Genomic DNA, 13,374 nt, shown 5'->3' with positions numbered 1-13,374 from the left:
TGCCTGATCCACCAGCACCAAACTGGCCCGTAAATCCGCTTAATTCCCTCGAAAACCCCAGTAAATACGAATCGGCATACCCCTTGCAAAAGCCCTCCCCGCGTTGCCAACACTCTAAAAAGCACCGGAGAGAGCACATGAATCGTCGCAGTCTGATCAAGGCCTTTACCCTCAGCGCATCCATCGCGGCGATGGGCCTGAGCTGGAGCATCCAGGCCGCCGAGACCATCAAGGTCGGCATCTTGCATTCGCTGTCCGGGACCATGGCGATTTCCGAGACTTCGCTCAAGGACATGGCCTTGATGACCATCGAGCAGATCAACGCCAACGGCGGCGTCAACGGCAAGATGCTAGAGCCGGTGGTGGTCGACCCGGCCTCGAACTGGCCGCTGTTCGCGGAAAAGGGCCGGCAGTTGCTCACCCAAGACAAAGTCGCGGTGGTGTTCGGTTGCTGGACGTCGGTGTCGCGTAAATCGGTGCTGCCGGTGTTCGAAGAGCTCAACGGTCTGCTGTTCTACCCGGTGCAGTATGAAGGCGAAGAAATGTCGCCCAACGTCTTCTACACCGGCGCCGCGCCGAACCAGCAGGCAATTCCTGCGGTGGAGTACCTGATGAGCGAAGAAGGCGGCGCAGCCAAGCGTTACTTCCTGCTGGGTACCGACTATGTCTACCCGCGTACTACCAACAAGATTCTGCGGGCCTTCCTGCACAGCAAAGGCGTGGCCGACAAAGACATCGAAGAGGTCTACACGCCGTTTGGCCACAGCGATTACCAAACCATCGTTGCCAACATCAAGAAGTTCTCCGCTGGCGGCAAAACGGCGGTGATCTCCACGGTCAACGGCGACTCCAATGTGCCCTTCTACAAAGAGCTGGCCAACCAGGGCCTGAAAGCCACCGACGTGCCAGTGGTGGCCTTCTCGGTAGGTGAAGAGGAACTGCGCGGGATCGATACCAAACCGTTGGTGGGGCATCTGGCGGCGTGGAACTACTTCGAGTCGGTAGAGAACCCGGTCAACAGCCAGTTTGTTGCCGACTGGAAAGCCTACGCCAAGGCCAAGAACCTGCCGGGCGCCGACAAGGCCGTGACCAACGATCCGATGGAGGCCACTTACGTCGGTATCCACATGTGGGCTCAGGCGGTTGAGAAGGCTAAATCCACCGACGTCGATAAGGTCCGTGAAGCCTTGGCCGGGCAAACCTTCAAGGCACCGTCCGGCTACACCTTGACCATGGACAAGACCAACCACCACCTGCACAAGCCGGTGATGATCGGCGAGATCCAGGATGACGGGCAGTTCAATGTGGTTTGGGAGACCGAGCAGCCTGTGCGTGCGCAGCCGTGGAGCCCGTTCATTCCGGGCAACGACAAGCGGCCTGATTATGCGGTGAAAGGGAATTGAGTTGATCGCGGGGCAAGCCCGCTCCTACCGTAGGAGCGGGCTTACCCCGCGAAGCATCCACCGCCGAATAACAGGATTGCTCGCATGCTTAGACTCCTGCTCACCCTGCTCCTGCTGCTGCCGTTGGCCACCCACGCCAGCGACGCCGACTACTTCATCGCCGCCAAGGCCAACGAGCAGGCACGCCTGCTGCAAGACTGGGCGGCACAGCCCGACCCGGCCCGCCTCGAACTGCTGACGTCGCTACAACAAGGGCGCCTGAGCCCCACCGACACCCGCAAGCTGCGCCTGAACAATCGCCTGCGCGGCCTGATAGACAACGCTCTGGCAAGCCATCAACTGCTCAGCGCCGACGCTGGCGTACGCCTGAATGCCGCTCAGCATTTGCAAAAAAGCGCGCAACCGGCACAAGTCGCCTTCCTCGACCGCCGCTTTGCCACTGAAGCCGATGCCGCAGTGCACGCCGCCCTGAGCCTGGCACTGGCCAATCTGCAACTGGCTGCCAGCGACCCGGCGGTGCGTCTGGCCGCAGTACGTCTGCTCGGCGAAACCGGCGATCCAATGGCCCGCACTCGCCTTGAATCACTCCTGCAACCCGGTGTGGAAACCGACGCCAGCGTGCGCACTGCGGCTGAAACCAGCCTGGCCCAAGTCAAACGCAAACTGCTGCTCGGCGAGCTACTGGGGCAAGCCTTTAGCGGCCTGTCACTGGGCTCGATTCTGCTGCTCGCCGCGCTGGGGCTGGCGATCACCTTCGGCCTGCTCGGGGTGATCAACATGGCCCACGGCGAAATGCTGATGCTCGGGGCCTATTCCACCTATGTGGTGCAAGTGCTGATTCAGCGCTACGCCCCGGCGGCCATTGAGTTTTATCCACTGATTGCCCTGCCCGTGGCGTTCTTCATCAGCGCTGGCGTCGGCATGCTGCTGGAGCGCACGGTGATTCGCCACCTGTACGGCCGCCCACTGGAAACCTTGCTCGCCACCTGGGGGATCAGCCTGATCCTGATCCAGGCCATCCGCCTGCTGTTTGGTGCACAGAACGTTGAAGTAGCCAACCCGGCCTGGTTGTCGGGCGGTATTCAGGTGCTGCCGAATCTGGTGCTGCCTTACAGCCGCTTGGTGATCATCGGCTTTGCCCTGTTCGTGGTGTTGCTGACCTGGCTGCTGCTCAACCGCACGCGTCTGGGCCTGAACGTGCGCGCTGTGACCCAGAACCGCAACATGGCCGCCTGCTGCGGCGTGCCCACCGGGCGTGTAGACATGCTCGCCTTCGGCCTTGGCTCGGGCATCGCCGGGCTGGGTGGCGTGGCCTTGAGCCAAATCGGCAACGTCGGCCCGGACCTCGGTCAAAGCTACATCATCGATTCCTTCCTGGTGGTGGTGCTCGGTGGCGTCGGCCAACTGGCGGGCAGCCTGTGGGCCGCGTTCGGCCTGGGCATTGCCAACAAACTGCTGGAGCCGCAGATCGGTGCGGTGCTCGGCAAGATCCTCATCCTTGCGCTGATCATTCTGTTTATTCAGAAACGCCCGCAAGGCCTCTTTGCACTCAAGGGACGGGTGATCGACTGATGAACCAGCCTCTGCTTGTTACCGCCAGCCAGAAGGTTGGCCCGCGTTGGGCCCTGGCCACTGGCGCAGTTGTTCTGTTGGTGCTGCTGGCCTTGCCGTTGCTTTCGTTGCTACCAGACGGTCACAGCCTGCAGGTGTCGGCCTACACCCTGACGCTGGTCGGCAAGATTCTCTGCTACGCCATCGTGGCACTGGCGCTGGATCTGGTGTGGGGCTATGCCGGCTTGCTGTCACTGGGGCATGGGTTGTTCTTTGCCCTTGGCGGCTATGCCATGGGCATGTACCTGATGCGCGAAGCCGCCGGTGATGGCCTGCCAGCGTTCATGACCTTCCTGTCGTGGACCGAACTGCCCTGGTACTGGGCCGGTACCCAGCACTTTGCCTGGGCCCTGTGCCTGGTGGTGTTGGCGCCCGGTTTGCTGGCGCTGGTGTTCGGTTTCTTTGCCTTCCGCTCGCGCATCAAGGGCGTGTACTTCTCGATCATGACCCAGGCCCTGACCTTCGCCGGCATGCTGTTGTTCTTTCGTAACGAAACCGGCTTTGGTGGCAACAACGGCTTTACCAACTTTCGCAGCATTCTCGGCTTTCCGATCACCGCGCAAAGCACCCGTGCGGTGTTGTTCCTGCTGACCGTCGCGCTGTTGGTGGTCAGCCTGTACCTCGGCTGGCGATTGGCGCGGAGCAAGTTTGGCCGGGTTCTGACCGCACTGCGCGACGCCGAAAACCGTCTGATGTTCTGTGGCTACGACCCACGTGGCTTCAAGCTGTTCGTCTGGGTATTGAGCGCCGTGCTGTGTGGCCTGGCGGGTGCGCTGTACGTGCCGCAGGTGGGCATCATCAACCCCAGTGAAATGTCGCCGACCAACTCCATCGAAGCCGCCGTATGGGTCGCCTTGGGTGGACGCGGCACGCTGATCGGCCCCCTGCTCGGTGCCGGTCTGGTCAATGGCATGAAGAGCTGGTTCACCGTGGCTTTTCCCGAGTACTGGCTGTTCTGCCTGGGCGCGCTGTTCATTCTGGTGACCTTGTACCTACCCAAGGGCGTAGTCGGCCTGCTGAAGAAAAGGGGTGAACAATGAGAGCGATACCACTGCCGCCAGTGCATCCGGAATTCATGCTCGAACCGATCCTCGACGCGGGTAGCGGCCGCGATGCCATCGGCCTTGGCCAAGTGCGTGGCGATGGCCTGGACGTTCGTCATGGCACGGTCCTGACCCTGGAAGACATCAGTGTCAGCTTCGATGGTTTCAAGGCCTTGAACGCCCTGAACCTGTACATCGGCGTGGGCGAGCTGCGCTGCATCATCGGCCCCAACGGCGCCGGTAAAACCACCCTGATGGATGTAATCACCGGCAAGACCCGGCCCACCACCGGCAAGGCCTGGTTTGGCGACACCCTGGATCTGACGCGCATGAGCGAAGTGCAGATCGCCCAAGCTGGTATTGGCCGCAAGTTCCAGAAACCCACGGTGTTCGAAGCCTTGAGCGTATTCGAAAACCTGGAGCTGGCGCAGAAGGCCGACAAGTCAGTGTTCGCCAGCCTGGTCGCACGCTTGAGTGGCGAGCAGAAGGATCGCATCGATGAAGTGCTGCAGACTATTCGCCTGAACAGTGCTGCGCAGCGCCCGGCCGGGTTGCTGTCGCACGGGCAGAAGCAGTTTCTCGAAATCGGCATGTTGCTGATGCAAGACCCTCAGTTACTGCTGCTCGACGAACCCGTGGCGGGCATGACCGACGCCGAAACCGAGTTCACCGCCGAACTGTTCAAGGGGCTGGCCGGCAAGCATTCGCTGATGGTGGTCGAGCACGACATGGGCTTTGTCGGCAGCATTGCCGACCATGTCACGGTGCTGCATCAGGGCAGCGTGTTGGCTGAGGGTTCGCTGGAGCACGTGCAGGCGGATGATCGAGTGATCGAGGTTTATCTCGGAAGGTAGTTAAGCGCTTCGCGGGGCAAGCCCGCTCCTACCGGTGGGAGCGGGCTTGCCCCGCGATCAGGCATCAAGGACAAACACATGCTGAAAATCGACTCACTGCACCAATACTACGGCGGCAGCCATATCCTGCGCGGCCTGTCCTTCGAGGCCAAAGTTGGCGAAGTCACCTGCCTGCTGGGCCGCAACGGTGTCGGCAAAACCACCTTGCTGCGTTGCCTGATGGGCCTGCTGCCCACCCGCGAAGGCAGCGTGCACTGGGAAGGCCAGGCAATCACCGCACTCAAGCCCCACCAACGCGTGCAGGCAGGTATCGCCTACGTGCCACAGGGCCGGGAGATCTTCCCGCGCCTGACGGTCGAAGAGAACCTGTTGATGGGCCTGTCGCGCTTCAGCGCCAGCCAGGCGAAAAGCGTTCCAACGTTCATTTACGAGCTGTTCCCTGTGCTACAGCAAATGAAACACCGCCGTGGTGGAGACTTGTCCGGCGGCCAGCAACAGCAACTGGCCATCGGCCGCGCCTTGGCCAGTAAGCCCCGCCTGCTGATTCTTGATGAGCCCACCGAAGGTATTCAGCCCTCGGTGATCAAGGAGATCGGCGTAGTGATCAACAAACTCGCCGCCCGTGGTGACATGGCGATCCTGTTGGTCGAACAGTTCTACGACTTTGCCGCTGAGCTGGCCGACCAATACCTGGTGATGTCGCGCGGCGAAATCGTCCAGGCCGGGCGCGGTGAAAACATGGAAGCCGAGGGTGTGCGTGGCTTGGTAACCATTTAACCTGAACACCACTCTGCAAGCGTTCGAGAAGCTGCCATGACTTACCTGATCCGTGATGCCGTAACTGCCGATCTTCCGGGCATTCGCGACATCTACAACGACGCGGTGCTCAACACCACCGCGATCTGGAATGAGCAACCCGTTGATTTAGCCAATCGCCAGGCCTGGTTCGATGCGCGCCAGGCCCAGCGCTACCCGATTCTGGTGGCCGTGGACTCCGCCGCGGGTGAGGTGCTCGGCTATGCTTCTTTCGGTGACTGGCGCCCCTTCGAAGGCTTTCGTCATACCGTCGAACACTCGGTGTACATCCGCAGCGACCAACGCGGCAACGGCATGGGCCCGAAGCTGATGCAAGCTCTGATCGAACGCGCCCGAGCCTGCGACAAGCATGTCATGGTCGCCGCGATTGAAAGCGGCAATGCCGCCTCCATCCGTTTACACGAACGCCTGGGCTTTACCCTCAATGGGAACATGCCGCAGGTGGGTGTGAAGTTTGGCCGCTGGCTCGACCTGACCTTCATGCAGTTGATCCTCAACCCCGGTGCGTCCCCGCGCGCCATGGAGTGATGCCTATGAATGCTGCGCAACTCAACCGAGTGACTCATGAAAGCTTTACCCATTACCGCGACGGGATGGTGGCATTGTTGCTCGATGCCGTGCGCCACGGTGCCTCGGTTGGCTTCCTGGAAAACATCGATGCGCAACAGGCCAACAGCTACCTGGATGAAGTGAAACAGCGCCTGAGCAATGGCGAGTTGTTGCTGTGGGTGGTCAGCAAAGACCAGGAAGTGCTCGGCAGCGTGCAATTGGGGCTGTGCCAAAAGCTCAATGGTTTGAAGCGGGCTGAAGTGCAAAAGTTACTGGTGCACAGTGCAGCGCGCCGTCGGGGGCTGGGGCAACAGTTGATGCAGGCGCTGGAAGCCACCGCACGGCAAAAACAACGTGCGACGTTGTATCTGGACACTGAGGCGGGGTCGCAGGCGGAAGCGTTCTATCAGTCGCTTGGGTACACCAAGGCCGGGGAGATTCCGGATTACGCCTGCGGGCCCGATGGCACGTATCGCCCAACAGCGCTGTACTACAAGTTGCTCTAACCCCCTGTGGGAGCGGGCTTGCCCCGCGATTGCGGTGTGACTGCCAGCACCCAATCGCGGGGCAAGCCCGCTCCTACAGGGGGATGTGTTCAGCTTTGCAGAAACCTGTTTAATCGCTGCTTGAGCATCAGGTTCTCACTGCGCAGTTGCTGGACTTCTTCCAGCAACTCCAGGGCCAGTGCTACCCCTTCCCACTCCAGTTCAAGCTCGCGTTGCAACTTGGCTGCGCGTTTGGCCAGTACGGCCGCCCGGTCGTCAAACAACCACTCTTCCGGCGTTCGCCCGGAAGGTTCGACAATGCCGTGCTCGACAATTTCGATCACGTAGGCAGCCGGTAGATCGGCTTCCCGACAGAGAGTCTGCATGTCCAGTTGAACGACCAGGGTACTGCTCATAATCAGTTACTCCATTGTGTCCTCGGATTGAATGCCGCCTTCTCTGCCAACTTGCTCCACAACTCGCGGGTAGCGTCGTCGCTCTGGCTGGGCATCACCACTTTCAGCTGTGCATAAAGATCACCGCGCTCGCCCTGCTTGTTCGCCAGGCCCATACCTTTGACCCGCAAGCGCTGGCCGCTTTGGCTGTCTGGGCGAATGGTCAGGTTGATCTTGCCGGTCAGGGTCGGCACTGCCACTTTGGTGCCCAGCGCAGCTTCCCACGGCGCCAGAGGCACGGTAATGATCAAGTCATGACCTTCGACATCGAACAGTGGATGCGGTGCCATGCGAATGGTCAGGAACAGGTCACCATTGGCACCACCAGCGATACCCGGCGCGCCCTGGCCCTTGAGGCGGATTTTCTCGCCATCGGTGACGCCAGCGGGGATCTTCACGTTCAGGGTCTTGGTGGTGAAGCCGGTACGCTGGCCGCTGCCATTGTGTTGCGGCACCTGGTAACTGATCTGTTTCGACTCGCCGGCCAGGGTTTCCTCAAGGAAAATCGCCAGTTCCATTTCCACGTCTTGCCCTCGCCGACCGGCGCTGCGTTGCTGTTGGCCGCGACCAAAGGGGTTGCCGTTGCCACCGCGCGAACCGAAGATCGAGCTGAAGAAATCGGAAAAGTCGCCACCTTCAAAGCCACCGGAACTGCGGCTTTCCCAACCAGGCGGGCCCTGGAATGGGCGACCGTGCTGGCCGTACTTGCGCAGTTCGTCGTATTCAGCGCGCTTTTCCGGGCTGCTCAGGACGTCGTGGGCCTCGTTTACCTCTTTGAATTTTTCCTCGGCGTCACGCTCTTTGCTGACGTCAGGGTGATATTTGCGCGCAAGCTTGCGGTAGGCGGTCTTGATCGCCTTTTCGTCCGCCGTCGGCTCTACGCCAAGTATCTTGTAATAGTCTTTGAAGTCCATCTAAGGAATCACCATCAAATTGTGCGTTGCTTCTGTAGATTGGGGTCAAGCATAGCCTTTCAAGGCGACCTTGGGTTTGCTGTAAAGCAGATAATCGGTCTTGATTCTGCTGGCCACTGGCATAAACTGCGCGGCCGTTTTTCCCCCGGAAGTACAACCCATGAGTGACGCATCCCCGGCCCGTGCCTGCGGCATCGACTTCGGCACCTCCAACTCCACCGTCGGCTGGCATCGCCCGGGCGTGGAGTCGTTGATCGCCCTGGAAGACGGCAAGATCACCCTGCCGTCGGTGGTGTTCTTCAACATCGAGGAGCGCCGCCCTGTCTATGGCCGGCTGGCCCTGCACGAATACCTCGAAGGGTACGAAGGCCGCCTGATGCGCTCGCTCAAGAGTCTGCTGGGTTCCAAGCTGATCAAGCACGACACCAGCGTGCTGGGCACCGCCCTGCCGTTCAAAGACCTGCTGGGCATGTTCATCGGCGAGCTGAAAAAGCGCGCTGAGGCCAATGCCGACCGCGCCTTTGATGAAGTGGTACTGGGCCGCCCGGTGCATTTCGTCGATGACGACCAGGCCGCCGACCAGGAAGCCGAAGACACCCTGGCTGAAGTCGCCCGCAAGATCGGTTTCAAAGAAGTCTCGTTCCAGTATGAACCCATCGCTGCGGCGTTTGACTACGAGTCGAGCATTCAACGCGAAGAGCTGGTGCTGATCGTCGACATCGGCGGGGGTACCTCAGACTTTTCGCTGGTACGCCTCGCCCCTGAACGGCACATGCTCGATGACCGCCACGCTGACATTCTCGCCACCGGCGGTGTGCACATCGGCGGTACCGACTTCGACAAGCAGCTCAGCCTGCAGGGCGTGATGCCACTGTTTGGTTATGGCAGCCGGATGAAAAGCGGCGCGTTCATGCCCACCAGCCATCACATGAACCTGGCGACCTGGCACACCATCAACTCGGTGTATTCGCAAAAGTCCCAACTGGCCCTGGGCAGCATGCGCTACGACATCGAAGACACCGATGGCATCGACCGTCTGTTCAAGCTGATTGAACAGCGCGCCGGTCACTGGCTGGCGATGGAAGTGGAAGAAACCAAGATCGAACTGACCCACAACGAGCGTCGTCTGGTTGACCTCAAGCGGGTTGAGTCGGGGTTGAGTGTCGAGCTGACCCGAGCGCTGTTCGAAGAGTCGATCGACAGCCTGCTGGAGCGCGTGCGCGGCAGTGTCAGCGAGTTGCTGAGCAAAGCCGGCGTGGGCGTTACGCAGGTCGATACGGTGTTTTTCACGGGCGGTTCGAGTGGTATCCCAGCCTTGCGCCAAAGCGTAGCGGCGATGCTGCCTAATGCGCGGCATGTTGAAGGCAACATCTTCGGTAGCATTGGCAGCGGTTTGGCCATTGAGGCGCGTAAGCGGTACGGTTGAAGTACCGGTGGGAGCGGGCTTGCCCCGCGATTGTGATCTATCTGCCATATCGATTCGCGGGGCAATCCCACCGGCCCCGCGATCTGCCATCACACCAACTCAGCCTGCCGAAGCTCGCTCTTCAAGTAGGCGTAATAGATTGGCCCCGCCACCACCCCCGGCAATCCAAACGCCGCCTCGCACACCAGCATCGCCAGCAGCAGTTCCCACGACTTGGCGCTGATCTGCCCACCGACAATCCGCGCGTTGAGGAAGTACTCGACCTTGTGGATAACAATCAAATAGCCCAGTGCCGCCATTGCCACCCAGATCGACAACGACAAGCCGACAATGGTGATCAAGGTGTTGGAGATCAGGTTGCCGATCACCGGCAGCAAGCCCAGCAAGAAGGTCAGCACGATCAGTGTCTTGGTCAGCGGCAGGTGAACGCCGAACATTGGCAACACTACGGCCAGGAAGATCCCGGTAAAAAAGGTGTTGAGCAGGGAAATCTTGATCTGTGCGAAAACGATGTTACGAAACGCCTGAACCAGCAGCGCCAGTCGATTGAACAACGCAGCCGCCAAGGGTTTGCGCCGGGAAATGTCGGGGATGCGCTGCAAGGCGACAATGGCCCCGAGAATCATGCCGATCAGCAAGGTGACGAACATGTGCGCCGCGCCCTTGCCCACCAGTTGCAACTCGCCCAGGTGCGTTTTCAGCCACTCGCCAATGGCCACTTTGAATTCCGCCGCACTGGCTGGCAGGTAAGCATCGACAAACGGCGGTAATTGCCCGCGCGCCTGGTCCACCAGCAGCATGAACTTATCCAGCGAGGCGCCGGGGTTCTCTGCTTCATGCAGCAGAAAACTGATCGCCCCCGCGAACAACAAGGTCAAGCTGCTGACCACCAACGTCCCAAGCAGCGCCACCGCCAACCAGCGCGCACGCTCCCCGGCAATCAGCAACTGCAGCTTGGGGGTGAGCATGTTGACCAGTTCGAACACCAGCAGGCCCGCCAACAGGCTCGGCAACAGCTTCAGCGGCAACGCCAGCAGCAGGCCGGCGAATACGATGATCCAACTGGCCATTTTGATCTGGCGCGGGGTAAAGGTCATACACCCTCAAAGACAACGGCGGGAAAAAACGCAGTCTGCCAGCCTTCACCCGGCAGGCATAGTGGCAGAGCGGGCCTGGCGCCGATATTGCTCGGGAGTGCACTGGGCATGGCGCTGGAACATGGCAATGAATGCCGAAGCACTGCTGTAGCCAAGATCAAAGGCAATCTGCTGAATCGGCAGGTTCTGCTCTAACGCTTCGATGGCGCGCAAGAAACGCAGGCGCAGGCGCCACTCGCCAAAGCTGATGCCCAGCTCACGCAAGAACTGCCGGGCCAGGGTCCGTTCGCTGACGTGCACGCTCGCAGCCCAATCGGCGAGCGGGCGGTTATCTCCCGGTTCTGCCTGCATGGCTTGCAGAACGCCCTCAAGGCCAGCGCTGCGTGCGTAGGGTAAAAAACAGCTCTGGGTCGGGGCCAGGCGCAATTGGTCCACCAGTACCTGGGCCAGGCGACGGTCGGCTTCATCCTCTGGGACTTTGACGTCACGCCGGGCAAAGTCACCGAGAATGGCCTTGAGAATGTCACTGATCACCAGGGTGCAGGGCTGTGCCGGTAATGCCTGGCACAGGTCTCGGTCCAGATAGACCGAGCGGTAAACAATGGCCTGTGGGTTGTAGCAGCTATGTTCGGTATCCGGCGGCACCCACACGGCGTAGTGAGGTGGCGAGACAAAGCGCTGGCCAGCGATCTCCAGGTGCATGATGCCGTGTGCCGCATAGTTGAGCTGGCCCCAGGCGTGCCGATGTGCGGCGCTGTGGGTGTCGGCGCCGAATTCGTCGTAGCGGAAGTACACCGGCGCTGGCAGCGTGGTGAAATTTGGGATGTTGACGTATTTACGCGACATGCTGTCCGGATCGATGGGCGGGTTGTCTGGATGCAAGTATAACGAATAGGACAGACAGCAGATAATAGCGCCCTGTACTTACACGAGTTGTTGCGTCATGAACTATGCGTTTCCCTTGCTGGCCATCTTTATCTGGGCAGGCAACACGGTGATCACGAAAATGTCCGCCGGGGCGATTTTTCCCGCCGAAATCGGCTTCTACCGCTGGCTGCTGGCCGGGCTGTTGTTCACCCCGTTCCTGTTGCGCCCGCTGCTGCGCCATTGGGCAGAGATTCGCGCCAACCTGGGCAAAATTTTCGTGCTCGGCGTGCTGGGCATGGCGGTGTATCAGAGCCTGGCCTACTTCGCTGCGGCCATTACCAGCGCCACCAATATGGGCATCATCCTTTCGTTGATGCCGCTGATGTCACTGGCAATGGCGATTCTCAGCCTGGGCCAGCGCCTGACCTTCGGCGCTCTGATCGGTGCGGTGGTGTCGTTTGTCGGCGTGCTGGTGGTGGTTTCGGCTGGCGATCTGGGTGCACTGCTGCAGCACGGTGTGAATGGCGGCGATGCCTTGATGCTGATCGCTACCCTGGCTTACGCGCTGTACAGCACCTTGCTGAAAAAATGGCAGCTGCGCCTGCCGCCCTTGCTGCTGCTCTATCTGCAGGTGCTGGTGGCGATTATCGTGCTGCTGCCGTTGTTCGTGCTTTCCGACAAAACCGGGCTTGGCCCAGGCAATATCGGCCTGGTGCTCTATGCGTGTGTGCTGGCCTCGATGATTGCACCACTGGCCTGGATGCAGGCCGTCAGCCGCCTGGGGCCAAGCCGCACGACCCTGTTCTTCAACCTGCTGCCGGCCATCACAGCAGTGATCGCCGCCATGGTTCTGAACGAGCAACTGGCGCTGTACCACGTGTTCGGCGGGCTGCTGACCCTGGCCGGGGTTGTTCTTGCCGAGCGCTGGAAAACCCCTGTGCGCCCTGCCCCGCTTACAGCCCCGCAGCCTTGAGCCGCGCTGCATGTTCGGTGAACAGCCGCACCGGTTCGGCGCCCTTGCCCACTGCTCCCAGTGATTGGTTGACGATGTCGAGGTGATCCAGCGGATAGTCGTCGCCGATCACTTGGCCCAAGTGCGAGCTGTAGCGACCGACCATGCCATCACAGTGCCCGGCCTCACGGATGAAGGTGCGGGCAAACAGGCGGCAAAAGCGATTACTGCCATCCAGACGGTTCAAGCCACGATCAGTGATACCCGGCTGCAAAGTGCCGGACCAGGAGTAATAGCGGACGCCGTTGACCAGCGCCGGCCCCTCTCCACCCCAGGTTTCCGGCAGGCCCTGTGGATAAGCCTGATTGAACAAGGCCACGCCAGCGCAGGTCAGCGAATGGTGCGAAGCGTGCACATCGATCGGCAGCTTCGGCCCGCGCCAGCCGGTTTCCAGCCAACCGATCAACACACCCAGGCCATGCAGCAACGCCTTGAGCAAACGCCCGCGGGCGGAGCCGGCGGGGTAATGCTCAAGCAGGTAATCCGCCAGCTCCGAGCCGTGATTGGGCCCGGCAATCGAAGTGACCGAGGCGACCCAGTCCGGCCGTTTGGCTGCGGCATAGCGGGCCGTCAGCGCACCTTGGCTGTGACCGAGCAGGTTGATCTTGTCGGCACCAGTGCGTTGGCGGATGTCTTCGATGATCTTCAACAATTGCTCGCCACGCACCTCCGTCGAGTTGAGTGGCGACACCTGCACGGCAAAGACCCTGGCACCGCCACGGCGCAAGGCCGAGACAATGCCGAACCAGTAGGGATACAGCAGCAGGCGGACGAAGCCGAGCATGCCCGGTACCAGGACCAGTGGATAACGTGTGGCAAGTGTTTGCGTCATTGATTGTAAT

Annotated in this window: 14 protein-coding genes; 9 read left to right on the top strand and 5 right to left on the bottom strand. The window is 60.6% G+C overall.

What is annotated here, in order from left to right:
• Positions 1-137: 137 nt before the first annotated feature.
• From urtA to E1573_RS06110, 7 genes are all read left to right on the top strand, one after another.
• Complete coding sequence (gene urtA, locus E1573_RS06140) at positions 138-1,403, top strand: urea ABC transporter substrate-binding protein (RefSeq protein ID WP_133211648.1); 1,266 nt, start codon at positions 138-140, stop codon at positions 1,401-1,403.
• Positions 1,404-1,487: 84 nt separating this feature from the next.
• A complete protein-coding gene (gene urtB, locus E1573_RS06135) occupies positions 1,488-2,975 on the top strand; it encodes an urea ABC transporter permease subunit UrtB (protein ID WP_133211646.1) in 1,488 nt (495 codons plus the stop codon).
• Positions 2,975-4,054, top strand: a complete 1,080-nt coding sequence (urtC, locus tag E1573_RS06130) for an urea ABC transporter permease subunit UrtC (protein ID WP_133211644.1) — start codon at positions 2,975-2,977, stop codon at positions 4,052-4,054. The genes urtB and urtC overlap by 1 nt, the downstream gene beginning before the upstream one ends.
• A 35-nt stretch (positions 4,055-4,089) precedes the next feature.
• The gene (gene urtD, locus E1573_RS06125) at positions 4,090-4,911 is read left to right on the top strand and encodes an urea ABC transporter ATP-binding protein UrtD (RefSeq protein ID WP_133211691.1); all 822 of its coding nucleotides are present in this window, start codon (positions 4,090-4,092) and stop codon (positions 4,909-4,911) included.
• A gap of 78 nt (positions 4,912-4,989) precedes the next feature.
• Entirely contained in the window at positions 4,990-5,688 is a 699-nt protein-coding gene (urtE, locus tag E1573_RS06120; protein ID WP_133211642.1) for an urea ABC transporter ATP-binding subunit UrtE, read from the top strand.
• A gap of 36 nt (positions 5,689-5,724) precedes the next feature.
• On the top strand, positions 5,725-6,255 hold the full coding sequence (locus E1573_RS06115) for a GNAT family N-acetyltransferase (RefSeq protein WP_133211640.1): 531 nt from the start codon (positions 5,725-5,727) through the stop codon (positions 6,253-6,255).
• A gap of 5 nt (positions 6,256-6,260) precedes the next feature.
• Positions 6,261-6,782 (top strand): GNAT family N-acetyltransferase, encoded by a 522-nt coding sequence (locus E1573_RS06110; protein WP_133211638.1) that lies wholly within the window; start codon positions 6,261-6,263, stop codon positions 6,780-6,782.
• 89 nt (positions 6,783-6,871) lie between these two features.
• On the opposite strand, the gene E1573_RS06105 is transcribed toward E1573_RS06110, so the two are convergent.
• Both E1573_RS06105 and cbpA read right to left on the bottom strand, forming a co-directional pair.
• Positions 6,872-7,177 (bottom strand): chaperone modulator CbpM, encoded by a 306-nt coding sequence (locus E1573_RS06105; protein WP_133211636.1) that lies wholly within the window; start codon positions 7,175-7,177, stop codon positions 6,872-6,874.
• Positions 7,178-7,179: 2 nt separating this feature from the next.
• Positions 7,180-8,130: a curved DNA-binding protein gene (gene cbpA, locus E1573_RS06100; protein WP_133211634.1), complete on the bottom strand. Its 951-nt coding sequence runs from the start codon at positions 8,128-8,130 to the stop codon at positions 7,180-7,182.
• 160 nt (positions 8,131-8,290) lie between these two features.
• Here cbpA and E1573_RS06095 point away from each other — a divergent pair, with 160 nt between their 5' ends.
• The gene (locus E1573_RS06095) at positions 8,291-9,556 is read left to right on the top strand and encodes an Hsp70 family protein (protein WP_133211632.1); all 1,266 of its coding nucleotides are present in this window, start codon (positions 8,291-8,293) and stop codon (positions 9,554-9,556) included.
• An 89-nt stretch (positions 9,557-9,645) separates the two neighbouring features.
• On the opposite strand, the gene E1573_RS06090 is transcribed toward E1573_RS06095, so the two are convergent.
• Together E1573_RS06090 and E1573_RS06085 are read right to left on the bottom strand one after the other, a co-directional pair.
• Positions 9,646-10,653 (bottom strand): AI-2E family transporter, encoded by a 1,008-nt coding sequence (locus tag E1573_RS06090; RefSeq protein ID WP_133211630.1) that lies wholly within the window; start codon positions 10,651-10,653, stop codon positions 9,646-9,648.
• A 45-nt stretch (positions 10,654-10,698) separates the two neighbouring features.
• Positions 10,699-11,499 (bottom strand): helix-turn-helix transcriptional regulator, encoded by an 801-nt coding sequence (locus tag E1573_RS06085; RefSeq protein ID WP_133211628.1) that lies wholly within the window; start codon positions 11,497-11,499, stop codon positions 10,699-10,701.
• A gap of 97 nt (positions 11,500-11,596) precedes the next feature.
• On the opposite strand from E1573_RS06085, the gene E1573_RS06080 reads away from it, so the two are divergent.
• The gene (locus tag E1573_RS06080) at positions 11,597-12,493 is read left to right on the top strand and encodes a DMT family transporter (RefSeq protein ID WP_133211626.1); all 897 of its coding nucleotides are present in this window, start codon (positions 11,597-11,599) and stop codon (positions 12,491-12,493) included.
• On the opposite strand, the gene E1573_RS06075 is transcribed toward E1573_RS06080, so the two are convergent.
• Positions 12,474-13,364, bottom strand: coding sequence for a triacylglycerol lipase (locus E1573_RS06075; RefSeq protein ID WP_133211624.1), 891 nt, complete (start codon positions 13,362-13,364; stop codon positions 12,474-12,476). The genes E1573_RS06080 and E1573_RS06075 overlap by 20 nt on opposite strands.
• Positions 13,365-13,374 lie beyond the last annotated feature (10 nt).

The sequence above is a fragment of the Pseudomonas sp. H9 genome (genome assembly GCF_004353925.1).
In the GTDB taxonomy this organism is placed as follows: domain Bacteria; phylum Pseudomonadota; class Gammaproteobacteria; order Pseudomonadales; family Pseudomonadaceae; genus Aquipseudomonas.
The sequence above is the reverse complement of the archived record's forward strand: the minus strand, read 5'-3'. Positions and strand labels throughout refer to the sequence as shown.